This window comes from Bacteroides gallinarum DSM 18171 = JCM 13658, from assembly GCF_000374365.1.
GTDB lineage: Bacteria > Bacteroidota > Bacteroidia > Bacteroidales > Bacteroidaceae > Bacteroides > Bacteroides gallinarum.
The window spans coordinates 1-25,348 of record NZ_KB894148.1 but is presented as its reverse complement, the minus strand read 5'-3'; the positions used below and the strand labels follow the sequence as shown (position 1 = coordinate 25,348).

Genomic DNA, 25,348 nt, shown 5'->3' with positions numbered 1-25,348 from the left:
AATTGATAAAACAAATAAATTATGACTTAAATTGAACAGACAATCAGATAAATTATTATTCAAGTAGTTTTAGCATGGCTAATTAATTTGTACCTTCACTGAAATGGAAAAGAGTAATATATATATTGGTGAAATTATCAGGAATGTCATGGCTGATAATCAGATTACTAAGGCTGAACTCGCAAGAAGACTTGGTGTTAGGCCTCAAAGCGTCGATTATATGCTGACACGGAAAAGCATCGATACAGATACGCTGTACAATGTTTCGCGGGCATTGAATTATGATTTCGCCATGCTATACTCTTTGCGCGGTGAACAGACAAATTGTGATGTGCAAGAACCTGCATACAAGGTCGCTACCGCTAAAATTCTGGTGGAGCTGGAGCTGAAACCGGAAGATTTGGCAAGATTAAATCTGAAAAAGAGAATATCCGATGCGTGGAAATGAGCTGTACTATCGTGCATGACCTGGCGCCTAAGGATGCCACCTATGCTTATAGCGTCCTCATTCAGCCGACTGCCGAGGAGCTTGCCGCAGCACAGAAAGACCTCGGTTACTCCATTCTTCGCCGCGACCAGCAGGCGCACATCGTTTTTGACTGTGCTTCGGGCGTAACGGGATACGCTGCTTTCGAGGCTGTCAGCTTGCCGGAAGATGAAGTTGTAGCGGATATTGCTCCCGAGACAATGGTTATGCGTCGTACGGCAGAGAACGGAACGCTGGTGGTCAGTGTTTGTGACCCCGACCTGCATATCAAGGAAAAAACATATACCACGCCCGAACCCAGCGCTCCTTCTTTCAAAACCATACATCTGAAAGGTAACTGGAGTTTGGCGGCTCCCAATGAAAAGGTAAAGATACAGCCGGTAGGAGATACGACGGAAATAACCGTTACCTGCCAACACGGCCGGCCGGTAGAGTTCCGGTTGAAGAAATAATAGGTTTTCTTTAGGTATTTTGTTTACCCCTTTCGTTCTTCCTGTTTCTTTATTGATGCAAAACAGGATACGAAAGGGGTATTTGCGTTTTATCTCTTTAGCCCTTCACCTTTTACTACTTACTGTTCTGCAGGGGGGGCTTTGATTTCGTCCTATGAAATGAATAATCTTATATCGTGGAACAAACCGTTTCATCTTATGAGGATATTACTTTTTTTGAATGGGGTAGATAACAAAAGAGGCTAACAATGATAGTTAGCCTCTTCTGATGTTACCTTAAAAGGATTTATTATTTCAATGACGTAAGCTAGGTAGGTACGTAACCTAAACGGCGGCGGAGTTGCGCTTCGTAGAGAGAATAAGGCTCTACGCGGCTGCCTTGGCTTTCGATGCGTTTGTTTTGTGGAACGTCGCTGATAAATGTTTCGGCAAAATCGATAGAGGCGCCGTGGAAACCGACGATAACGGGCGGTACTGTTTTACTCCAAGGAGAACTCTTATCCCACCATACAAACTGATTGTTCCAATTGCTTTCATAGCCTGTACGGGTAGCATTCATGTTCCAGATGATTAGGTCACCCAAATGATTGGGAACTTCCAATTTATCTCCGCCCTGACGGCTGGGGATGAAAGCACCTGTACAGCGGTCTATCAGTGTAGCACGCGGTTGTGATGCGTGAGCTTCGTAGCAAGCATCGTCTCCCCATTGTACATTCCAGATAACAGCTCCCATGCTTGGCTTGGAAACGCCGCAGCCGTGATACTGTCCGGCATTCTCCATCCACTCGGCCAATTGTCCGGCTTTAGGAATTCGATAACCGCTACTATGGTCGTACACTTTACCTATAAAGACGCGTGAAGAAGAATTGGAACGCACGGCAGAGTGTCCGCGATTGCCACTGATTTCGATATCATAAGCCGATACATTGGCGCAACTTACCAAAGAGGCTGCTTCACTGACACTGACAAAGTTAACGCGACGCATCCATGAATCGGTAAGGCGTACTAAGTCTATAAGTTTGTATTCGCTGTCATAAGAACCTCCATTGCTGCTACTTTCATGGTGCTGGAATCTCTCTTCCGCCTTTCCTTCAAAAGCGATGTCTTCCACCCCTACATTTTCATAATGTTTGTATTCTTTGATAACCCAATTGTATCGGGCTTCTACTTCGTGCATGATAGGCTCTTTGAAGGTAACTTTATTGCCATTGACAGAAGCCACTTGATGTAAATCGTATATCTCTGCTCCATTTTTCACGATTGAAGTCGCAGCGTCCAAGTCGCTGATAGGGTGGGGTGCGATTTCTTTGGCAACGAATTCCGGGTCATTGTTTTTCACGTAGAGGCATATCCAGTCACCTGCCTTGATTTTGGAAGTACTACCCACGGTCACCTCGAACCCGCCTTTGGGAGTATCGGCAGTAACTTCGGTAATATCGGATTTCATGTTAACACCGGAATAGTTCTTTATTTCAATCATCGTGGGGCACGTCCACATATCGCCCGGAGTAGCCATTGTGTTTCTGGCGTTCATCTTGAGCGTAGTAAGATTTCTACCTGCTCCTTTGATAACGAAACCGCCCATAGTAAGGCTGATAGTCTTGTCTGCTTCCTCTTCGGTCTGTAAAATATATTCTCCTTTCGGGAAGTAGATAATGGCGTTTAGGGGAGCGTCTCCATTTACTTGCATCCGGGTGGTGTTTCCGCTGACAGAACGTTTTGCCCCTGCCGCTTCCAAAGCCTTTAAGAATGCTTCCCGGTCTGACTTGTCGTCACCAGGTATAGCTCCGTAATCGGTTACATCAAACACTTTATACCCGCGAGCTATCAGTTCCTCCATTTCCGGTGGCGCTACTTCCCCGTGCATGTATCCCGCGTAGGAAAAGTCGAGCAATACATTATCCTCCGAACCGGATACAAACTCTTTCCACACGTTGCAATAATCGGCATCGAAAGTCGTGTTCAGTAACTTGGCTTCCAGCGTCACTGTACGTTGATATTGCTTGGAAGAAGTAATGATAATGTTGATATTATGTGTCTTTGCGGCAGACGCTGTAGCCGGAGCCTTGATTGATAATTCATTATCTTCCAGTGCCACCGTCCAGCCGTCGGGAGCTTTTATTCTGGTTTTCACTACTTCGCTTGTTTCCACTTCATATTTGCGTTCTTCGTTGAGGAAGAATGTAAGTCCGTCTTCTGCTTCGCTACCTTTTACTTTGAGATAGAAGTCGCTGATAACGGGGAAATCCTTTACTTCTTTGTCTACTCCCAAAGTGAGGGATAGCTTACCGGCAGTTTCGTTGTAAACGATGTCGCTGAAGAGCGAGCTTACTCCTGCACCTTTACCGCCGAATGCAGCGATACGGCTGCGTGAGGCGTCGGACAGATAGGCGTAAGTAGTACCGCCGTCGCAGGTCATTTTCCAGAAGCCTTCGTTGTCAATCTGCAATTGAGGAGAACGGTAGGCTGCCTCTATATCTTCCAGCGAGTAGGCATTCAATGTTTTGCCCGACGGGTCGGTAAAATCGAGATAGTTACTGCCGTCGAAGCTATAAGTCCAGTTGCCCTTTTCGGAGATTGTGATAAGGGGGAAGAAAGCATCCACCGCTTCGCCGGCACCGATGTTGTAGGCATTGCCACCGGAAAGTTCCACTTTATAACCTGTTTCCATAGGAGTGATACCTACGGGAATTTCACCGGAAAGCAGACTTTGGTAACAAAGAATAGAGGCGTTCAGCCGGTCGACCGTACCCTCAAAAGCGGCCACCTGTTCTTTCATGTACTCGGCTTGTGCCTGTTTGTCGGCATCGTCGTCGCACGATTGCAGCGGAAGCAGCAGGCTGCAAATGGCGGGAAGTAGAATTTGTCTGATATTCATTTTTCTCATACTTATGCGTTGGATTTGGTTTTTATTTCTTTTCGATAAAGTTGAGGTAACGGGGGAAACCTTCTTCCAGCACTACTGTTACCCGGGTTTGCCCGTCGGTATGGGTTACGGATAGGGCTTCCGCGGCGCTTGTCTCATCCAAAGTCCATGTGCCGTGGAAAGTCAGTGTGGCAGTGGTGGGGGTAGATACCCAACCGTAGTATTTGTCGGGCTTCGGGCGCAGGTCGGGGTTGCAGACGGCGATTGAAAGCCGTTTGCCGGTCATGCGCTCCAATAGCAGCAACTCTGTGTCTGAGGCGAGCAGTGCACCTTCATTCAGTCCTGTGGCGGGAGCAAACAAGGCGTATGCAGTTGTATGCGAGGGTGTGTGCTTCACGATGTGCAATGAGTCTTGCTGCTGTTTTACCTCGAAGATACCGCCTTTGCGTACAAAGTGCTTGGCATCGGTACGCATGCGTTCGGGCGTGGTGGCAGGCACTACAAGGAATTGGTATTTTTTCTGTGCAGGTTTCGCACCGTGCATAAGGTAGGCTTTGGCGGCTGTCATCGTTCCCATGCCCTGCTCGGTAAGGCCGAAAGAGGAGGGAGTGGTCTGTTTGCCGTAGCGTACGATAAGCGGGTCGTTTCCGGCAGGGATGAAGTAGCCGGTGGAACACGGGTTTACAATCCAAGTATCTTTGGAGGAGGGGATGCTCAGCGAGTCGCCTTCGGCTAATGGTTTGCCATTGACTATCGTTGAGGCTTTGTTACCCGTAACGCTTTGGAACAAATTGGTGGCTGTAATCCATTCCTCAGGGTATTCACCCTGTGCGCTTACACCGCTACCCATACTGAACAACATGCCGTCGATAGCGAAGACGGATTTGCAGAAAGAGAGGTGCGTAGGTACGAAACGTTGGCTGCCCCATTTGTCGTCCTGGTCGAAGGCAGCGGCAAACAAACCGCAGTCACCCCACGCCAGTGCGCCTGCAAAGTTGGTGGTATGCGACCATTGGTCGAAGCGGTCGGCGTTGTTGCCGTTTGGTAACATTGATTTCCAGTCGGTGTAGTGTACGGTGGTGGCACCGGGTATTACATTCCAGTCCCAGCCGCCTTTTTCGGCGCTTTTCTTATTCTTGTAAGGATAGCCGGAAGTCTCTAAAGCCCCCTCGTACAATACTTCCAATGTACCGTGCGATTGGTAACGCCCGAAACGGTTTGTCTTGTTATAGATTTCGCCACCCCAGAAGCGGGTAGTGGGGCAGCGCATGGTGGCTACCCAATTTGCCTGACGATATATACCGGCCGGGCTGTAGTTGAATTGATAAAAGCCGTCCAGTTTCCGGGGAGCGACGCCTTTGTAATGGTCGGTTTTGAAGAAGGCGTTGTAATAGGCGGCAAGTTCCGGGTCGAACGCTTTGCCCTCTATGTCTCCGCCAATCTCTACCAGTTCGCGGAAAAGAGCTTTAGAAAAGTTCACATCCAGTCCGTAGAGCGGGTGGCGTCCCGCGAGGCTGTTGGCATAGAAATGCTCTGCATCGGATGCGGAAGATGTAGCCATAAGGTATACGCTTACGATTGCCTTGCTCATGCGTTGGTAGGCGTCGCGGGTGATACGGAAAGCAGTGCCTTTCAACCGTCCCATATATTCTACCCATGTGCAGTAGGAGTACATATAACCGTTGTAGTGTGTTTTGTGGTGGAAACCTGTACCGTCGGGTTTCAGAACGTCTTTTTCACCGGGTACATATTGCGTGCATGCCGAGAGGTAACGTGAGAATGAACGCAGGTCTTCCGCTGCTTGTGCATTATCCGGATTATGGAGTGCGCATACAAATAGGTGCGGAAGCACGTTATACAGATAGTCGGAGTTGACGGTACGTTTCAGGATAGCGTCTTTCTGGTTGAGTTTATAAAACTCCATTAGTCCTTTTACCGATTCAATCAGTCGTCCCCGTTGTTCGGGAGTACAGACGGGCAGGGCGGAAAGAAAATCGACGGGAACAACACGTACGTCTGTGTACGAGTTGTATGGAAATGCGGGGATACGTTCTATTACTCCGTCGTTCAGCACTCTATCCAGGTAGGGCGAAAATTCGGAGCCTTCGGGCAGGTTCTCTTGTGCAGCGTATGCCAGTGCACGTATGGCAGCGGCGAGTTTGCGGGTATCTTCAATCTTCACTGTTTCCATTTTGGCAGTATCAAAGGTTTTCATGAAGTCGATAGCACGCTGTACTTCTGCCTTAGTAGCTTTTGCCGGTTTCAAAGGATATTTTTTACGTAATCTCAGTAAGTCTTCGATAGAGGTATCGGAGGTACTGCCGGATTGGTAGGTAACGGTAGTTGGAATGTTGCCGCCGCTTGCTTCTGATGCCTGAGCATAGGGCTGTTCCGCCAGGAACAGAAGAAATAATAAGCCAAGAAAATTCTTCATAATATCGGTCTTTTAATTTTTGTTGCTAAATTCATCATATTAAGGGACATATAGGGTACAAAAAGATACAGAAAAAAGAGAATTATTGTTCATAGAAATCCAGATTTTGTAAAGCTCTACTTTAGCTTTGCAGAGTGGCACTTTACAGAGCTAAAGTGCCACTCTGTTTTGCTATGGTTATGGCTCGTTTTTGCTGTATATTGAAACAGAATTATTCTCATAGGAATTTTTTTGTTTGAGGATGAGAATAAGTATCTTTGGATATACAGACAAAAAAATTGAAGCTAAAAATCCCTTGCCGCGGGGGAAGGACAAGGGATTTTGGTTAAGAGCTATAGCTCTTGGATAGAGATTTGATTAAGGTTGAATTATGCTTATGTTCTATTATACTTTTGGTGAATAGAAATCTGTTAGCTTACTCAACACTATACGGTTCCATTGTGACATCGGTTATTTCAAGAGTACTGATTGTCTGCGGATTTTCATTGGTTGCATTAGTTGTTGTATAGAACCTTAAGTGGACTTTGGAAAGGTCTTTTGCTTCACTGTCGGTATTGAGTTCAGTCGAACTACTATACGTTGTTTTCTGACTTTTACTATCCCAATTAACTTTCGAGAAATTAACATAAACTGTATATTCCTGCTCAGGCCAGTTCGCTGTCAAATTTTGTCCTGCCATTGTACTTTTGGGAGTATCTCCTGTAATTGTGGCTACTGATGTGCTTACACCAAAGGCTCTTTCATCTCCTGATACGCAAGCTATATTACATTTCGGCGCTGTTTCTGCTGATGCCTCAACAGTTCCTTTAGCTTTGTATGTTATTTTGTAAATTCCATTTGTGGACTCTATATCAATAGGTCCCATATGGGTGTAGTTTATAGCAGATATATAATAGCTGTTAGTTACCTTGGGAGAGTATGTAGATGTAAAAATGAGTTTCAAACTCTTGTTCCAATTTATTGTAGGTTCGCTAAGCTCTTCAACACTGATAACTCCTCCGTTATCAGCTTTATTCTGAAAGGCATACCAACCTTCTTCTGTCAAGTTATCAACTTTCGCAGCCACTGTTAAATCATTACCTGTAAATTCCTTAATCAGTTGAACTTTTATCTCCTCACCAGGGATTTCTATAGCATCACTCGGTTCCCATGGTGTAATACTTCCACCTGGAAATTTAATGCCAGCTTCTACTGTGCCTATCGCTACTTCCATTCTGAAGTATTTACCTTGTGTGTAGGTAATATCTGTGTTATCAGGAGTTTTGAATGCATAATTCTTGCCTCCGTTTACACCATATACTTCCAGCAAGGTATTGCCTTTGGATATTGTTTGTTCGGGAACAATGGCACGATATAAGAAGGTGTTATTGCTGCTTCCTTGTTCATCTATGCGAGCCATAATTACATCCTGTGTAGCAGAGGCTTTGGTGATTGTTTGATTGGTTAAGTTGATTGTGGCATCAGTCACAACATTCTTCAATATCACCTTTGTAGGGCCGTCTACACCTACTTGGTCGCCGGCTATAAGTACTTCTACCATTGCATAAGCATGAGTATAATCCAATAGGATTTTTTCACCGTTATAACTCTGCATTTCAATCTTGGAAAGAAGTACATCGCTCAAATCATAGTTGCTGTTCTCACCCTCCTGAGTTACTGACTGGTCTGGTAATACGTTCAAATTAGCGCTAGCTACAGTTGTTATGTCTTTAGCATAAGGATAATAAGCATAGAAGCTATAGGTTTCTCCATTTTCCAATGTAATAGCATCACCTATGCCCGTAGCTTTCCATTCAGTACCATCATAGGTGTATTTACAATTACTTTGTGTGCCATCAGTTCCTACGGCAAAAATACCGACTTCATCGCCTGTTCTCCAAGAGATTGTACGCTTTTCATCGTCGTTAGTAGTTACAGTACGTGTATTTGAGCCCCCGTTTATGGTCATTGTAAACTCTGCAGGTGTACCTTTCTTTACTGTTGTTTGCGGTTCATTATTTTCTTGATTGCAACCAGTAGCAATGAATGCCGCTGTGAGGCATATTGCCAAATGTTTTAAGGTTCTCATATCATTAAAATGGTTTTTGATAGTTGATTAAATATTATTTTAGATTAACTAAGACTGTGCTTCTTCACCTTCACCACTGATTTTATCTCCTTCTTCCCAACCTGCAATAGGTGAGGAGGAACTTTCGATTGTATAGCCGTCGGTGCTGACAGTGACATCGAATATATACTGCATTCCACGTTCCAACCGGCCTATACTGCTATCGATAGAATAAGTTTTCTTCTTCAGTGCATCAGGTAACAGATTTGCCGTGATAGTGGCTACATATCCTTGCGTACTGCCGAGAGGCATAACAAATGCTTCTGTGGTACGTGCCACTGTAACATCTGTAGACGAAGAAGTACGCATACGGAATTGGGCTACACTTTCTGCATCGGCACTGAAACTCCCGTCTGTTACATTGAAGTTGCCGGCGGTAGGCAAACCGTTAAGGTCTACCGTTACATTATTGAGTTGTTCCGCTGTTATATCTCCGTCTGCACGGAAGTAAAATACCAAACGGCTCAGGGCAGGAGCAAGGCGCATGGAAGCCACCGTATTCTCTTTGGTGAGTGAGTTGGCGCGTGCGTAGAGCAGGGTAGAAGCTTTCAAGTCTCCCTGTTTGTCCAATTTCAGAGGAACCATGCCTTCGGTATCGAATGTTTCCTGACGAGGATAGTAAATAGCTACATCCCACACATCCTCACCTGTTGCCGGGAAGTAGGGTATAGCGTCTACTTGGTCGGGCTGGAAATAATCGTCGTACGAAGACGGCGTAGGACTGTAGCTGAGATTAGCGTGCGGGCTTACCACTTCGCTGCTTCCGCCTTTCAGTACGTACACGCCGATTTTGTCTTCGGGTTTGGTCCAAGTAGTTCCTTCTTGCTCGGGGTCATAACTGGTGTACACCTTTGCTTCGATGACGAGCGGATATGCTCTAGGGTCTATGACCGGCGCCTCGTCATCACTACAGGCTGTCAACAATGTTCCTGCAAGAAAGAGATATATGAGTTTGTTTTTTATCATAACGGATACCGTTTCTTTATTTGATTGCGTGTTATTCTTCTATTTTTTTCAGCGATACGCCGTCTATCAAGATGCTTGACGGTTCGGATGCGCTGTTTTGGAAGCAGATAGAAAAATTCGTCAAATCAGTAGGGGTAGCATCTTCCGTATCGTTCATGCTGAATTGATAAATGGTGTTGCTTACTTTACCGAAGTTGAAGTCGAGTGTATAGTAAGTCCATTTACCCGAAGGGTTGGCTTTGCCGAAACCGCCGTAGAATTTACGGTCTGCTTTCTTAGGCTGGCTTTGTGTGCACACAAAGAAGCGTTGCAGGTCTTTGCCGTTGGCATCGCGCAGGCGGATGAATACTTTTACTTGTCCCATGTCTTCGGACTTAGCCCAGAAGCCTAATTTATACATGCCCGGTTCTACACTGCCTTCGTAACGTTGTGCCACGAACGATTTGTACCAGGTAGTCAGTTTGGGGTCTACGGAAAACTCCAATACTTTGCCGCGCTGCTTGTCGTTGATGATACGGAAAGAAGCTGCTGTTTCATTATTTACGGCGCACCATGTACCGAATGTTACATTGTCTTTGCTGCCATATTCTGTAGTGAGGTCGGCGTTGTCGAATTCATTGTCCTTTATCAATTCTTGTGCTTGCAGTCCGGCTGCCATGACCAGCATACCGAAAACGCTTAAAATAATCTTTTTCATAATGGTAATTATTTTTAGTGGTTAATAAAAACGCTTGTTTGAATTATTGTGCGGGTTTCACTTCAACAGTTATTTCACGTACTATCTGTTCCGAATTCCATTTATTGGCATTGGTAACGATGAAAGTAGCAGTATAGGTGCCCGGTTCATCATAAGTGTGCTGATAGATGCCGAGACGGGCGTTTGTTCCCTTGATAGGAGTACCGCGGTCGGGCTCTACGCTATGTGCCGATAACTTCTGGCTTATCATCCATACATCCATGTCATAGTCCTGAGATTCATCGACAGTGGCTTTCCCGTCTGTTGCGACGTATTCTTGCGGTTGGAACATCAGTCGGTAGTTGCTGATAGTGAAGTTGTTTTCTACTTTGGAATTAACGAAGTTCATTCTGAATGCAAATTCGGTGAGCATGTCTTCTACTTCAATCAGGTTTTTGTCCGGTTCGCGCTTTACGAGTTTCAGTTCGGTGATATCGATGCGGGGACGGTTGTCGTAGCTATATGCCTTTCCGTTGTCCGGACGAAGATTTCCTTTGCTCTTTACTCCCGTATGAGGTTCTGCCAGGTAACGGAAAGCAAGATAGAAATCTTTGTCTTTATATTGACTTAAGTTGACTGCTGCATAGGGCAAGTCTATAGTGGTTCCACTTGTCAGAATGGGACTTTCCAAATATTCTTCATTGACAGCCGGGTCGGGGTCGGTGATGTCGTGCCATTCTTCGGGATTGATTTCGCCCGAACCGTCGTAAGTTTCGGAAATCATGACGCGTAGGATGCGGTCGTCTTTGTAATCGTAATTTTCGGCATATTGCATCTTGGCTGCATAGGAAAGGCCGAGACTATCTACTTCGGGTAGGGTGGTACGGTTGTGGTTAGCATATCGGTCGTTCTTCTCACCGGAGTAGAAAGATATGTAGTCTGGGTTACCGTCGAACTCGAAAGTGACAGGCTGACCGGCGTACACTGCATCGGGATTTTGTATGCTTACGCCGAATTCTACACTTTCGGCTCCGTCGCGGTCGCATGAGGAGAAAGTAGCGAGCAGGCATAACGCAAGCAATTGCGCAAAGCGTTTGCCGGAAGTGGGATTATTATTTGTTTTCATATCGTTATGAACTGTTATTTATCGTTTCTATTATGTACTATAATCGATTACCAACGTTCGTTTTGCTTACAGATAGTGTTGGTGTTAAGCTCACACTGCGGTATAGGCAGGTACAAGTTGCGCTCGGAAATATTATAGGCCGGTACAGAACGTACATCGCTGCGTTCGTAACCTACAGTGGCGCTGGGCTGGCCTTCGGGGGCACTCTGGTCGGCGAGCAGGCGGATACGGTCGAAATAGAAGGCTTCGCCGCGACGACGCAGTTCCATATGACGGGGTACTTCGAAACAGAGTTCGCGGGTTTCCTCCTCGAAGAGGAACTGGCGTAGATTCTCCTGGTTATCGGTTACGCCTGCTTGTGACAGGCTTATTTCTGTGGCGTTGGCACGCTTGCGTACACGGTTGATAGCGTCTATACCTTCTTGTGTGGGCCCATTCAGCTCATTGTCTGCTTCGGCAAACATCAGCAGTACGTCGGAGAAGCGCATGATAGGGAAGTTGATAGACGAATTGTTACGTGCCCAAGGACGTACGGGGTCGTATTCGGCACGCCACTTACCGGGATTACCGGTACGGCCATACAGGTTGGCGCTTTTGAGGTTGGCGTCTGTCAGGTAATTTTTTTCTACCTTGCCGGTTTTGTCGTTGGTCTTGTATGTATAGTCGGCAAAATTCCACCAGCGGCGTTGGTCGCCCACATCTTTACCTACATCGTTCTGTCCGCCGTTTTCGTAAAGGCGGTATAGTATCTTAGTGGCGTCATACCAAGCGTATGCGTAGGGCACGTCTTGGTCGGTAGTGACACCTTGTGATATACCGATGTACAAGCCTACCTTGCCGCACTCGTTACTGCGGTCCATACCATTGCCGTAGAATTCTACTTCAAACATGCTTTCGCGTGCTTCAAGGTCATAACGGTTGGAACACATATTGATGAAGAGGTCACGATAGCCTTGATGATTGGCATCATTCTCTCCGTAAAGGCGATGCAAACCGCTGTCTATAACTTTTTTGGCATAGGTACGTGCTTCTTCCCAAGTATCGGCATAAACGGGGTAGCCGGACTGCCAGATATAGGCACGTGCCAGTAATGCCTGTACGGTAGTACGTGAGATACGTCCCGGAGCATTCAATTCGTCAGCGGGAAGACAGCCGCTTTCTGCTGCTTTCAGGTCGCGGATGATTTGTGCGTATATAGCTTCTTGCGGAGATTTTTCAAGGAGTTGTGTAGTGAGGTCGCGGGTAGGGGTCAGGCGCAATGGCACTTCACCCCAATAGGCAACGAGGTTCATGTAATAGAGTGCACGCAGTGCGCGAGCTTCGGCAATATACATTTTCTTGTTTTTGGCACTTCCGCACTGTTCGTCCGTACGCTGGTTGATGAGGTCGATGAAATCGTTGGCGCGGTTAATACCGTCGTAGAGGGCAAGCCAGCAGTCCTTGATATAACTGTCCGTATTGTTGTGCGTATAAAGATTGGGTTGGAGGTTATCTTTACCGTAACTACGGTTGTAAACGAGAATGTCTGTACCGGAGTCGAGGTCGCCCCACAAGTATTGCCCGTAAGTTCCTGCATAACCCAATACGTCGTATACGCCGGCTAATCCGGACATACAAGAGGTTTCATCCTGGTAGATAGTCTCCGCATCGGGATTGTCGTAAATCTCAGTGTCGAGGAAATTGCATGAGGTGCAGAGTCCGGCACTTAGCAATATATATATCAACTTTTTCATGGTGTTTATATCTTTTTAGTTACTTCTGAATATCATATTACAAACCTAACTTCACGCCGAATGTATAGGAACGGGTGCGAGGGTAGGAGGAATAGTCGAAACCGCGTGTCATAGCCGAGTTACGGGTAGATACTTCGGGGTCGTAACCGGTATATTTGGTCCATGTCCAAACGTTCTGTGCGGATACATATACACGGAGCGAACGTATCTTCAGGTTCTTCAACATTTTGGTGGGGAAACTATATCCCAACTGTATATTCTTTAACCGCAGGAATGAAGCATCTTCTATTTCACGGTCGGTATTGATGTTGGTTAGGCTACGGTTGGGGGCACACAGATAGTTGGTGTAGTTACCTTCCGTAATACTGCCGTCCGGATTAACCGTACGCGGTGTCCAGTGATTGGCGGCAGAAACAAGCTGATTAGTGTGCTTGCTGCTGAGTGATTCCAGGCGGGTACGGTTATAGTTGATAACGTCGTTACCGTAAGACCATTGGAAGAATACGCTTAAGTCGAAACCTTTCCACTCGAAGTTATTGGTGAAACCGCCGGTATGTATGGGCAGACCGTGACCGATAATGGTTTGGTCTTCAGCCGTAACCTTGCCGTCGCCGTTCAAGTCTTTCAATTTGACGCTACCGGGCTGGATGTTGCTGCGAACTTCTGTGTTATTGGGTATTTCAGGTTTCAATACATATTGTCCGGGAGCTACTTCGTTGAAGTCTTCGTACTGATAGACACCGTCGTATACATAGCCGTACATTTCGGATAGCGGATGTCCTACCTTACAAATATAGTTGTTAGTGGTTATCACGCTACTGTAACGGCTTTCCTGTCCGTCGGAAAGTCCTGTAACTTTGCTCTTGTTGAAAGAGATATTGAAGTTGGTAGTCCATTTGAACTTACCTTTGCCGCCGACGAAGTTTACGGTATTGATAGAAAATTCGAGACCGCGGTTGTTGATACTTCCGATATTTTGTTGTACGGAAGAGAAACCGAGCGAACCGGGTACTTCGGCGTAGAGCAACAAGTCTTTTGTATCTTTGTTGTAGATATCGATTTCACCGTTGATGCGGTTGTTGAAGAAACCGAAGTCCAAACCGATATTCGTTTGGTAGGTAGTTTCCCATTTCAGGTTTCTGTTACCTATCTGGCTGTTGTAGATAGCGGAAGTGAGCATATTGTTGAATGCATAGTTCTGATTGGTAGCATAGAGTACGGAAGAGGCATAGTCGTTGTAGGTATTGTTGTTACCGGTAGCTCCCCAACCTACACGTAATTTCAGGTTGGATACGAATGTGTCTTCCAAATTCATGAACGGCTCATCGGAAAGACGCCATGCAAACGATGCCGAAGGGAAATAACCCCATTTATTGTAAGGGAAGCGTGACGAACCGTCGGCGCGGATAGTAGCAATCAGTATATAGCGTGACTTCCAATCGTAGTTGAAACGTGCGAAGTAAGACATGAGCTTGCTTTCAACGCTGGTGGTAGTAATGGAGCGGGGAGTACCGCTATCCAATCCCCAGAAACCGAGGCTTTCCCATGTGATAAGTCCCGAGCCGGCTCCCATTACCGTAGTGCGGTCGCTGGAAAGAGAAGCTCCGAGAAGCCCTGTCAGGTTGTGTTCGCCGAAACGGCGTTTGTAACTCAACGTATATTCGTTAGACCAACTGTTACGGTCTTTGTCGGAGAAATTACCGTTTACACCGCTTGCGGAGTATTTGGGGTCTCCCTGATAGGTATCCGAGTTGTAGAATGTCCGGCGTACATCTTGTCTCCACGTATAGTTGAAAGTGGCTTTGAATGTCAGGTTCTTGATAATATCCCAAGTCAGATAAGTATTCAGGTTCAGTTGGCGCGTACGGGTTTGGTCGTATGAGTTCTGTACGGTTTTCATGGGGTTGTACGGATAGTTTCCGCTTTCGTCTACCATGTTGTTAATCAGGTCGTCTTTCTCATTATAGGTAACCGGACGGTAAGCGAGCACTTGGTAGAGGTAATATTGAGATGTACCGCCGCCGGACTGTGAGGGAGCCGAACCTTTGGACAGGTTATTGGCAAAATTCATCGTTGCTCCGAACTTTATGGATTTGCTGATGTTCTGGTCGAGAGTGAGACGTGCCTTTAAGCTCTCGTAAGAAGAGTTGATGATAACGCCTTGCTGGTTATAGTAAGAAATGCTTGAGCTATAACGGGTGTTTTTACTACCACCGGAAAGAGATACATTATGGCTTGTCATAGGAGCGCCCCGATATACTTCGTCTTGCCAGTTATAATAAGGTATGTGGTCGTAATCGGCCAATGTACGTTTACGTCCCAATGCTTCACTATAACCGAAGTAGGTGTCGTTCAGCTCTTTTTCAGTCAACATCTCAGTTTGTAGTTGCATGAACTGCTTACCGTTCATGATGTCCAGGAATTGGGGTTCTTCTTGCCAAGTGAAGTAACCGTCGTATGTTACACGCGGAGCGCTCTCTTTACCGCGCTTGGTGGTGATTATGATTACACCGTTGGCTCCACGTGCACCGTAGATAGCTGTGGCCGAGGCATCTTTTAAGATATCCATAGATTCGATATCGCTCGGATTGTAGGCAGCAGCATTGGGATCATCAGTGGCAAAACCATCGATGACATACAGCGGAGAGCCGTCAGAACTATCGGAAACCGTATTACTACCACGAATAACGATGTTTGCTGCTGCGCCTGGCCGTCCGTCACCGCTTACTACTTGTACACCGGCAACACGTCCTCCTAATGCTTGGTCGAATGAGGCTACTGGAGTTTTGTTGAGTTCTTCCATATCTACTTTAGCTACAGAACCGGCAAGGTCGCCTTTCTTGGCACTACCGTAACCGATAGCTACTACTTCATTCAGCATTACGCCGTCTTCTTTCATTACGACATCAATCACTTTATTCTTTCCTACCGGAATTTCACGTGTGGTATAACCGATAAATGAAAATACGAGGATTGCTTTTTGATTGGGTACTTCAATCGAATATTTACCGTTGATATCGCTAATGGTACCAATGGTAGTCCCTTTAACGGTAATGTTAGCGCCGATAACCGTTTCTTTAGTTTCATCGGTAATCGTACCTGTAATTTTGATTTGTGCTTGTAGGGCTGTCAGCGAAAGCAGTAAAAGTAGTAAAAGAGAACTCGCTCTTTTAAAGCTTATGGAATGATTTTTTTTCATATTATTAAAATAAGATTATCTTATGTTTTTTAATATCTGGTCGCAAAATTATAAATATTAAAGCAAAGGTTTCCTCTATAATAGTACAGACAGAGTACATTTTCGTACATAAATCAAGTTATGATGATAGTGATGACCGTGTTTATATAGGTAAGATATGAGCAGTAAGACTGTTTTTGTACAGTACTGGGGGGTATCGACCTAAGAAATAGGATAGCTAAATGTTATGTTCTATGGTATATGTATGAGTTGTCCTGTTTTAAATATTTTTAAATAAAAACTGTGCCAGTAAGGTTGGTGATTTATTCCTTTGCTGGCACAGTTTTAATTTTATCTGTTACGTATTTGCGCTCTCCAAAATAATTGTAAGATACACAGATTATTTGTCTTTCCTCAGCTCTGCAAAGATAAGCCCTTCCAGTTCCTCTGCCAGTTCCGGATTGTCGAGGATGACTTGTTTGGCGGCATCGCGACCTTGTGCAATCTTGGTGTCGTTGTAGCTGAACCAGGAACCGCTTTTCTTGATGATGCCCAAGTCTGCACCCAGGTCGATGATTTCTCCAGCACGTGAGATGCCTTCGCCGAACATGATGTCGAACTCTGCCCTGCGGAAGGGGGGAGCTACTTTGTTCTTCACTACTTTCACTTTGGTCTGCTTGCCGATAACTTCGTCACCGTTCTTGATAGCCTGACTGCCGCGGATGTCGAGGCGGACGGAGGCGTAGAACTTCAATGCGTTGCCACCGGTAGTCGTTTCGGGATTGCCGAACATGACGCCGATTTTCTCGCGTAGCTGGTTGATGAAGATACAGGTGGTACGGGTTTTACTTACGGCGGCCGTCAGCTTGCGCAAAGCCTGGGACATGAGGCGTGCCTGCAAGCCCACCTTGTTGTCGCCCATATCGCCTTCGATTTCCGCTTTCGGGGTCAGTGCAGCTACGGAGTCCACTACGATGATGTCGATAGCGGAGGAGCGAATCAGTTGTTCTGCGATTTCCAGTGCCTGCTCGCCATTGTCGGGCTGCGAAATCAGGAGGTTGTCTACATCTACGCCGAGCTTGGCTGCGTAGAAGCGGTCGAAAGCATGCTCGGCATCGATGAATGCTGCGATGCCGCCCGCCTTTTGCGCCTCGGCAATGGCGTGGATTGCCAGTGTCGTCTTACCGGAAGATTCGGGGCCGTAGATTTCGATGATACGTCCGCGGGGATAACCGCCTACACCCAATGCTACGTTCAGACCGATAGAGCCGGTGGGGATTACTTCTACTTGTTCGACGATTTCGTCTCCCATTTTCATGATAGAACCTTTGCCGAAACTCTTTTCTATCTTATCCATGGCAGCTTGTAGTGCCTTCAGTTTTTCGCTTGCTGCCATATTATTTCCGTTTTCAAAATTAAGTTCGTCTTTCTTTGCCATTTTGGAAAGTTATAAGTTTGTTTATACTGTCGGATGCCGGTTGTACGGGTACGGGTTATGCAATACCGTTTTCTGCTGCGGCGATTGCGCTAAAGAGCGGCCTTGTGCATGCGTTCCGTGCCTGGCATCCGTCGATGTCCTTTACAGGATTTGTGCGGCGTGGTCTTTGGTCTTTACCTCCTTCGGTGTGATGATGCGCTCAATCACTCCCTCTTCGTCGATGATAAAGGTAGTGCGGAAAGTCCCCATATATTTACGTCCGTACATGCTTTTTTCGCCCCATACGCCGAATTGCTCTACCAGCTTTTTGTCCGTATCGGCAATCAGCGTGAAAGGCAGGTTGTTTTTCTCGATAAATTTCTGGTGGGACTTCTCATTGTCTACACTGACACCGATAACCTCGTAACCAGCTTTACGCAGCTCGGCGTAATTGTCACGCAAATTGCAGGCTTGTGCCGTACAACCGGAAGTAGCGTCTTTAGGATAAAAATAAAGAACTACTTTCTTCCCTTTATAATCGCTCAGGCGGATTTCTTCGCCTTTTTCATTAATACCCAATATTTCGGGTGCTTTATCTCCTATATTCACGATAAAATTGATTAATAATTTTAGAATGTCGAATATCGAATAACGAATATCGAATGTCGATTTCGGATTTATGATTTCAGATGTTGAACGTTGGATTTTAGATATTGGATTTATGATTTAGATTTCAAGAAATCGGATATCGGATGTTGGATATCGGATGTAGGATTTTAGATGTTAAATATTAGATTTACGAATCCCTCTAATAACTATCTCCTCTCCCCAAAACACTATCCGATAAATTTGAAATCATCAATCTGAAACCCTCTAAACTTCCAGTTCTCCGTTCATTATCTCATGCCACGGCAATCCCTGCTTGTTGAGTTGTTCCATGAACGGGTCGGGGTCGAACTCCTCTACGTTCCATACTCCCGGCTTCTTCCACAAGCCTTTGAGGAACATCATGGCGCCAATCATGGCTGGCACGCCGGTGGTGTAGCTTACGCCCTGCATACCCGTTTCCTTGTAGGCTGCCTGGTGGCTGCAATTATTATATATATAATAGGTGTGCTCCTTGCCGTCTTTCAGGCCTCGGATACGGCAGCCGATAGAGGTTTCGCCTTCGTAATTCTCGCCCAAATCCTGCGGGTTGGGAAGTACGGCTTTCAGGAATTGCAGCGGAACAATCTTCATGCCGTTGTATTCCACCTCGTCGATGCGTGCCATGCCGATGTTCTGGATAACACGCAGGTGCGTCAGGTATTCCTGTCCGAAGGTCATCCAGAAACGTGCGCGCTTGATAGTGGGGAAATTCTTTACCAGGGATTCCAATTCCTCGTGATAGAGCAGGTAAGAATCGCGCGGGCCGATGTTGGGATACGTAAGAGCCTTGTGTATTTCCAGCGGGCGGGTAGTAATCCATTCGCCGTTTTCGTAATAACGTCCGTTCTGGGTTATTTCGCGGATATTGATTTCCGGGTTGAAATTGGTTGCAAACGCCTTGTGGTGATTTCCCGCGTTGCAGTCCACTATATCCAGGTATTGGATTTCGTCGAAGTGATGCTTGGCAGCATAGGCAGTATATATACCGCTTACGCCCGGGTCGAAACCGCAGCCCAGGATAGCCGTCAGTCCGGCATCTTCGAAACGTTTCTTGTATGCCCATTGCCAGCTATATTCGAAGTGAGCGACATCTTTCGGTTCGTAATTGGCAGTATCCAGGTAGTTCACACCGCTTTTCAGGCAGGCCTCCATAATGGTGAGGTCTTGGTAGGGCAGTGCCACGTTGATAACGATTTCGGGTTTGAAACTGTTGAAGAGTGCCACCAGCTCGTCCACGTTGTCTGCATCTACCCGGGCGGTTCGGATGTTAGGGTTACCGATAGCCTTTACAACGGCGTCACATTTGGATTTAGTGCGGCTGGCAATCATGATTTCTGTGAACACATCCGGATTTTGAGCCACTTTGTGCGCAACAACGGTACCTACACCGCCTGCACCGATAATAAGAACTTTACCCATTTCTTCTACTTGCAAAAGTTTTAAATATGATTATCTTTTTTCGATGAGCAAATATAAGGCTTAATTCTTAGATAAACATTAAAATCCTGCTAAATACTTTAGGGAAAGTATTGCTAATTCTAAACAAACGGTTTGCTTTTGGGTTATTTTACATATCTTTGTTCCGTAAAAATTAACTTAAACAAAAATAGCAATGAAAAAAGTATTTGTTTCCCTTTGTATGGCAGCTACCTTATGGGGCATGTCATCTTGTGCTTCGACTAAGAATACCGTCTCCCTCTCTTCTTTGGGCGGCGAGTGGAATATTATTGAAATAAACGGCAGTGCCGTCGTACCGGCTCCGGGGCAGGAGTTCCCTTTCATCGGCTTCGACACGAAGGAGGGGAGAGTATATGGAAACAGCGGTTGCAACCGGCTCATGGGCTCGTTCGATGTCAATGCCAAGCCCGGCCATATAGAGCTTGGTGCGTTGGGAAGCACGCGTATGATGTGTCCCGATATGACGGTCGAGAAAAATGTGCTGGCTGCATTGGGACAAGTAAAGAGGTATAAAGCGTTGGGCAAGGAGAATATGGCTCTGTGCGGAGCCTCCAACCGCCCGGTTATCGTGTTGCAAAAGAAGGAAGCCGCTGTTAAGTTGTCCGACTTGAATGGCCGGTGGATGATTAGCGAGGCCGGTGGAGAAGCTATTCCGTCGGGAATGGAGAAACAGCCCGCTATCGAGTTCGATATTGCCGAAAAGCGCATGCACGGTAATGCCGGATGCAATATCATTAACGGCTCTTTCGAGGTAGACGACGCCAACCCCACGTCGATTTCCTTTAAACGTGTTATCAGCACTATGATGGCATGTCCGGATTTGGAAGTGGAAGGCAAGGTACTGAAAGCGTTGAACTCCGTCCGCTCCTTTGGTAAATTGGCAGGCGGCGGCATGGGCTTCTACGATGCGGATAATAACCTGGTAATGGTGTTGGTGAAGAAATAAGTTTCACTACGGACTACACGGATTAACGCGGATTTTTTCTTACTATGCTAAATTATTCCTCTTATCGTTTACCGCCGAGGTGCAGATTGAAGCGAACCGGTATAGAGGGGAAATAATCGACCCTACAATGAGAATTATCAATTCGTGTTAATCCGTGTATTCTTGTAGTGAACTCTTTTTTACCTCTTTTTTCTCAATCCGGCACGTATCCGGCTCAATGACTGTGGAGTGATGTACAGATACGAAGCCAGGTATTTCAGCGGTACATCTTGTAGCAGTTCCGGATTTTCCTCCATTAAGGTCAGATAACGCTCTTTGGCAGTAGGCGGTGCGCCGTAAGCCAGCGTCGAGGTGTCTACTGACAAAATTTCACGTTCAAAAATCTTTCTGCCGAAGTTCGCCATTTCGATAGAGTGCGAAAACAGCGCTTCCAGCTTCGCCTTGCTTATGCAGTAAGCCACGCTGTCGTTTACGGATTCGAGGTTGATTTGCGACGGCTTTCCGTCCACATAGCCCCACGAGGAGAAAGCAGCTTCGCCGGGACCGACGAACCGTAGGGAATTCTCCGTTCCGTCCGCCAGGTAGCATGCCCGCCATATACCTTTCTTTATAAGGTAGAAGTTGGAGTTTCTTTCCCCCTTCTTGATAACGAGCTCCCCTTTGGAAAAAGCGACCTCCTCCATGTGGGACAATATTTCGAATAAACTTTTCTCAGGCAGCTTATACTTCCTGCAAAATTTCTTTAGCATGATTTCCATGCTGCAAAGATAGGGAATTTTCCCTCTCCTTTCTTTTCCTGTTCATATAAATAATGAGTATGAAAAGAGCGGTCAGCAGCTCCGCCAACGGCGTGGCAAGCCAGATTCCCGGGTTGCCCAGCAACAGTGGGAGTCCGAAGAAGCAAATCGTCAACAGGATAAAACCGCGCAGCAGGGTGATGAACGTGGCATACCTGGCACGCTCCACACTCTGGAAATACCCGATAGAGACGATGTTGATTGCGAAAAATACGAAGCCGGTTGCATATAGCGGTAATCCTTTCACCGCAATGTCGTAGGCAGGATAACTCCGGTCTATGAACAAGGCAACGATTTCCCGGCTGCAACATATCGTAACCAGGGCAAAGCACGCTCCGCAGCCGATAGCGGTTTTCAGGGCAAGCAGGTAGGCGCGGCGTACACGCATGGTTTCGTTGAGCCCGTAATTGAAGCTGATAATGGGCTGTGCCGACTGTGCAATGGCATTGTACACCATGAATATAATCGGGAAGAAATAGCAGGCAATGCTGAATGCCGCCACGCCGTCCTCCTTCAGGTAACGGATAAATACGAGGTTGCCGACGAACATCATGCAGGCAATAGCCACTTCGCACAGGAAGGCAGACGAACCTAACCGGCACATATAACCCACATTACGTCTTAGCAGTTTCATGCTGTTGCGGCTGAGCTTCACCGGATAGAAACGCAGTGCGCAGTTGCGCCGCAACAGGTAAACGACAATCATCAGCGCACCAGTCATCGTACCTATGGCGCTTGCAAAAGCAGCACCGAACATACCCCAGCCGAAAGGGAAGATGAACAGATAGTCGAGTATGATGTTCAGGACGGCAGCAACGATATTGCACAGCATGGCGAAGTTGGGCGAGCCGTCCAGCCGCAGGAAAAACATGCCCGAATTGAGCAGTGCGGTAAAGGCGGAGAAGGGTACGAACCAAAGCATGTACTCTACCGCCAGAGGCTCGAGCCGTTCCGAGCCGCCCAACAGATGTACCACCTGCGGCGCAAATAGGCAGAATAGGGTAGAAGTGCACATCAGCAATAGCGAGGATACCACTACCGATTGGGTAATGTTGATACGTGCCACCTTGGGCTTATTGTGTGACAAATGGATAGAAGCAACCACGGATGCCCCCACGCCGAACATCAGTCCGATGCCGGTCGAAAACAGCCATAACGGCGCTACGATATTGACGGCAGCAAGGGCGTCACTGCCGATACCTTTTCCCACAAAGATACCGTCGGTAATGACGAACAGTGCGGAAAATATCATTCCCAGTACGGTAGGGAGCAGTAGTTTGCGGAACAGTGCCGCAATGTCCATGTTCTTGAAGTCGATGCTGTCTCTCATCTTTTCCATAATCTTCTGTTTCTTAATTTATTGTTTCTACTTGATAGTACGAAGAAGATGCTGCGGTGCGATACGGAAAAACCGTGTTGGCTGTTGCACTATGTCCGACACCCGGGTGTCGGCACGTCTCACATCCGGATGTCGGCATGCTCCACATCCGGGTGTTGGTATGTCTGACACCCGGGTGTCGGACATACTGTCCTTGCAAGGCAGGAAAACGGGTGCTGCAACTGCGGATAATTTCCGTCACGCTGCGGCAATCTTCTTTTCAGCCGGCAAAAGTAGGGCTTTTGGGCGGGATAGGAATTAACAAATGGTAATTTCCGACAGAAAAAAATGATTAGGCTCTGACAAACTGACAGACAAACTGTCACATTCATAAATCTGCTGCCCCTTTGAACAATTTGGCACGCCGTTTGTCTTTTTATTGGCGTCTGCCTGCAAGGCGGACAGTGAAATCAGAATAATAACAAATAAAAAAGATAACAATCATGGGAAAAATTATTGGTATTGACTTAGGAACAACGAACTCTTGCGTATCAGTGTTCGAAGGTAATGAACCTGTAGTAATTGCAAACAGCGAAGGCAAGCGCACAACTCCTTCGGTAGTGGCTTTTGTGGACGGCGGCGAGCGTAAAATCGGCGACCCTGCCAAGCGTCAGGCTATCACGAACCCTACCAGGACGGTATTCTCTATCAAACGTTTCATGGGCGAGAACTGGGACCAGGTGCAAAAGGAAATTCTTCGCGTACCTTATAAGGTAGTAAAGGGCGACAACAATACTCCGCGTGTGGATATCGACGGACGTCTTTATACTCCGCAGGAAATCTCTGCGATGATTCTGCAGAAGATGAAAAAGACTGCCGAGGATTATCTGGGACAGGAAGTGACGGAAGCCGTTATCACCGTTCCGGCTTACTTCTCCGACTCTCAACGCCAGGCTACCAAAGAAGCCGGACAGATTGCCGGCCTGGAGGTAAAGCGTATCGTGAACGAGCCTACTGCCGCAGCGCTGGCTTATGGTATCGACAAGGCGCATAAAGATATGAAGGTTGCCGTATTCGACCTCGGTGGCGGTACATTCGATATTTCTATCCTTGAATTCGGCGGTGGCGTGTTCGAGGTATTGTCTACGAACGGCGATACCCACTTGGGCGGTGACGACTTCGACCAGGTAATCATCGACTGGCTGGTTCAGGAGTTCAAGAACGACGAGGGAGCCGACCTTACTCAAGACCCGATGGCTATGCAGCGTCTGAAAGAGGCTGCCGAGAAGGCGAAAATCGAATTGTCTTCTTCTACCAGCACTGAAATCAACTTGCCGTACATCATGCCGGTGGGCGGTGTGCCCAAGCACTTGGTAAAGACGCTGACGCGCGCCAAGTTCGAGGCTTTGGCTCACAATTTGATTCAGGCTTGTCTCGAACCTTGTAAGAAGGCCATGAGCGATGCCGGCCTGAACAATGCAGATATCGACGAGGTAATCCTCGTAGGTGGTTCTTCCCGTATACCTGCTGTGCAGAAACTGGTTGAAGACTTCTTCGGCAAAGTGCCTTCCAAGGGTGTAAATCCGGATGAGGTGGTAGCTGTAGGCGCTGCTGTGCAGGGCGCTGTCTTGACGGACGAAATCAAGGGTGTTGTATTGCTGGATGTTACTCCGCTGTCTATGGGTATCGAGACTATGGGTGGTGTGATGACTAAGCTGATTGACGCCAACACGACTATTCCTTGCAAGAAGAGCGAGGTGTTCTCTACTGCTGCCGACAACCAGACGGAGGTTACTATCCATGTGTTGCAGGGCGAGCGCCCTATGGCTGCGCAGAACAAGTCAATCGGCCAGTTCAACTTGACGGGTATCGCTCCGGCACGCCGCGGTGTTCCCCAGATTGAAGTAACATTCGACATCGATGCCAACGGTATCCTGAAAGTATCTGCCAAGGATAAGGCTACCGGCAAGGAGCAGGCTATCCGTATCGAGGCTTCCAGCGGTTTGAGCAAGGAGGAAATCGAAAAGATGAAAGCGGAAGCCGAAGCTAATGCCGAAGCCGATAAGAAAGAACGTGAAAAAGTTGATAAGCTGAACCAGGCCGACTCGATGATTTTCACTACCGAGAACCAGTTGAAGGAGTTAGGCGATAAACTGCCCGCCGACAAGAAGGCGCCGATTGAAGCCGCCCTGCAGAAACTGAAAGATGCTCACAAGGCGCAGGATTTGGCTGCGGTCGATGCTGCAATGGCCGAACTGAATACTGCCTTCCAGGCTGCAAGCGCTGAAATGTATGCCCAAAGCGGTGCTCAAGGTGGTGCACAGGCTGGTCCCGACATGAATGCCGGACAGCAAGGCGGTGCTCAGAATAATGGCAAGCATGGCGATAATGTACAGGATGCGGATTTTGAGGAAGTGAAATGATTCCGATAAGGATACAGATAATAAACAATAAGCAAGGGGTTGTGTCAAAACGTTGGCACAACCTTTTTTTATGATTTATAGTCCTACTATCTTTTCTTTTGCTTATGCTGCTTTTTTCTCATTCATTTGGTAAGAAGTTGCCATCTTCCACTTGTAGCGGTTTATAAACAGCCCAATAAGCATAGATTTAGCAAATGTAATAAGTCCCTTTCCTGCTTTTCGCATTTTTGCACACATCTTTTTGATATTAAAAGCTATGGCAAAGAAGGCAAAGTCCATTGTCACCTTGTCTTCTCCCACATGCCGGAACCTTCTG

At 46.9% G+C, this 25,348-nt stretch carries 18 protein-coding genes; 4 read left to right on the top strand and 14 right to left on the bottom strand.

Going from position 1 to position 25,348, the window contains the following annotated elements:
* Positions 1–103: 103 nt before the first annotated feature.
* A complete protein-coding gene (locus C233_RS0116135) occupies positions 104–448 on the top strand; it encodes a helix-turn-helix domain-containing protein (protein ID WP_018668601.1) in 345 nt (114 codons plus the stop codon).
* Positions 445–939: a polysaccharide lyase beta-sandwich domain-containing protein gene (locus tag C233_RS0116130; protein WP_018668600.1), complete on the top strand. Its 495-nt coding sequence runs from the start codon at positions 445–447 to the stop codon at positions 937–939. Before C233_RS0116135 ends, C233_RS0116130 begins: the two co-directional genes overlap by 4 nt.
* A gap of 307 nt (positions 940–1,246) precedes the next feature.
* On the opposite strand, the gene C233_RS0116125 is transcribed toward C233_RS0116130, so the two are convergent.
* From C233_RS0116125 to C233_RS0116070, 11 genes are all read right to left on the bottom strand, one after another.
* Positions 1,247–3,826 carry a DUF4955 domain-containing protein gene (locus tag C233_RS0116125; protein WP_026314892.1) on the bottom strand — a complete coding sequence of 860 codons (2,580 nt, stop codon included), beginning with the start codon at positions 3,824–3,826 and terminating at the stop codon, positions 1,247–1,249.
* Positions 3,827–3,848: 22 nt separating this feature from the next.
* On the bottom strand, positions 3,849–6,239 hold the full coding sequence (locus C233_RS0116120; RefSeq protein ID WP_018668598.1) for a polysaccharide lyase family 8 super-sandwich domain-containing protein: 2,391 nt from the start codon (positions 6,237–6,239) through the stop codon (positions 3,849–3,851).
* Between the two features lie 415 nt (positions 6,240–6,654).
* Positions 6,655–8,307 carry a fimbrillin family protein gene (locus C233_RS0116110; RefSeq protein ID WP_018668597.1) on the bottom strand — a complete coding sequence of 551 codons (1,653 nt, stop codon included), beginning with the start codon at positions 8,305–8,307 and terminating at the stop codon, positions 6,655–6,657.
* A gap of 48 nt (positions 8,308–8,355) precedes the next feature.
* Positions 8,356–9,312 carry a fimbrillin family protein gene (locus C233_RS0116105; RefSeq protein WP_018668596.1) on the bottom strand — a complete coding sequence of 319 codons (957 nt, stop codon included), beginning with the start codon at positions 9,310–9,312 and terminating at the stop codon, positions 8,356–8,358.
* Between the two features lie 31 nt (positions 9,313–9,343).
* Positions 9,344–10,009 carry a DUF4627 domain-containing protein gene (locus C233_RS0116100; protein WP_018668595.1) on the bottom strand — a complete coding sequence of 222 codons (666 nt, stop codon included), beginning with the start codon at positions 10,007–10,009 and terminating at the stop codon, positions 9,344–9,346.
* A gap of 43 nt (positions 10,010–10,052) precedes the next feature.
* A complete protein-coding gene (locus C233_RS0116095; RefSeq protein ID WP_018668594.1) occupies positions 10,053–11,114 on the bottom strand; it encodes a DUF5017 domain-containing protein in 1,062 nt (353 codons plus the stop codon).
* Between the two features lie 47 nt (positions 11,115–11,161).
* Positions 11,162–12,847 (bottom strand): RagB/SusD family nutrient uptake outer membrane protein, encoded by a 1,686-nt coding sequence (locus tag C233_RS0116090; RefSeq protein ID WP_018668593.1) that lies wholly within the window; start codon positions 12,845–12,847, stop codon positions 11,162–11,164.
* A 37-nt stretch (positions 12,848–12,884) separates the two neighbouring features.
* Positions 12,885–16,046: a SusC/RagA family TonB-linked outer membrane protein gene (locus C233_RS0116085; RefSeq protein WP_018668592.1), complete on the bottom strand. Its 3,162-nt coding sequence runs from the start codon at positions 16,044–16,046 to the stop codon at positions 12,885–12,887.
* Positions 16,047–16,425: 379 nt separating this feature from the next.
* On the bottom strand, positions 16,426–17,463 hold the full coding sequence (gene recA, locus C233_RS0116080; protein ID WP_018668591.1) for a recombinase RecA: 1,038 nt from the start codon (positions 17,461–17,463) through the stop codon (positions 16,426–16,428).
* Positions 17,464–17,604: 141 nt separating this feature from the next.
* A complete protein-coding gene (gene bcp / locus C233_RS0116075; protein ID WP_026314891.1) occupies positions 17,605–18,054 on the bottom strand; it encodes a thioredoxin-dependent thiol peroxidase in 450 nt (149 codons plus the stop codon).
* A 261-nt stretch (positions 18,055–18,315) separates the two neighbouring features.
* Positions 18,316–19,509 (bottom strand): saccharopine dehydrogenase family protein, encoded by a 1,194-nt coding sequence (locus C233_RS0116070; RefSeq protein WP_018668589.1) that lies wholly within the window; start codon positions 19,507–19,509, stop codon positions 18,316–18,318.
* A 193-nt stretch (positions 19,510–19,702) separates the two neighbouring features.
* On the opposite strand from C233_RS0116070, the gene C233_RS0116065 reads away from it, so the two are divergent.
* Entirely contained in the window at positions 19,703–20,494 is a 792-nt protein-coding gene (locus C233_RS0116065) for an META domain-containing protein (protein WP_025069007.1), read from the top strand.
* A gap of 179 nt (positions 20,495–20,673) precedes the next feature.
* Here the strand turns inward: C233_RS0116065 and C233_RS0116060 are convergent, their stop codons facing one another.
* Together C233_RS0116060 and C233_RS0116055 are read right to left on the bottom strand one after the other, a co-directional pair.
* Positions 20,674–21,252 carry a Crp/Fnr family transcriptional regulator gene (locus tag C233_RS0116060; protein ID WP_025069008.1) on the bottom strand — a complete coding sequence of 193 codons (579 nt, stop codon included), beginning with the start codon at positions 21,250–21,252 and terminating at the stop codon, positions 20,674–20,676.
* Positions 21,215–22,630 (bottom strand): MATE family efflux transporter, encoded by a 1,416-nt coding sequence (locus tag C233_RS0116055; protein ID WP_018668586.1) that lies wholly within the window; start codon positions 22,628–22,630, stop codon positions 21,215–21,217. The genes C233_RS0116060 and C233_RS0116055 overlap by 38 nt, the downstream gene beginning before the upstream one ends.
* A 482-nt stretch (positions 22,631–23,112) precedes the next feature.
* On the opposite strand from C233_RS0116055, the gene dnaK reads away from it, so the two are divergent.
* On the top strand, positions 23,113–25,032 hold the full coding sequence (dnaK, locus tag C233_RS0116050) for a molecular chaperone DnaK (protein ID WP_018668585.1): 1,920 nt from the start codon (positions 23,113–23,115) through the stop codon (positions 25,030–25,032).
* A gap of 102 nt (positions 25,033–25,134) precedes the next feature.
* Here dnaK and C233_RS22785 read toward each other — a convergent pair.
* A partial coding sequence (locus tag C233_RS22785) for a transposase (RefSeq protein ID WP_018668584.1) occupies positions 25,135–25,348 on the bottom strand: 214 nt, incomplete at its 5' end.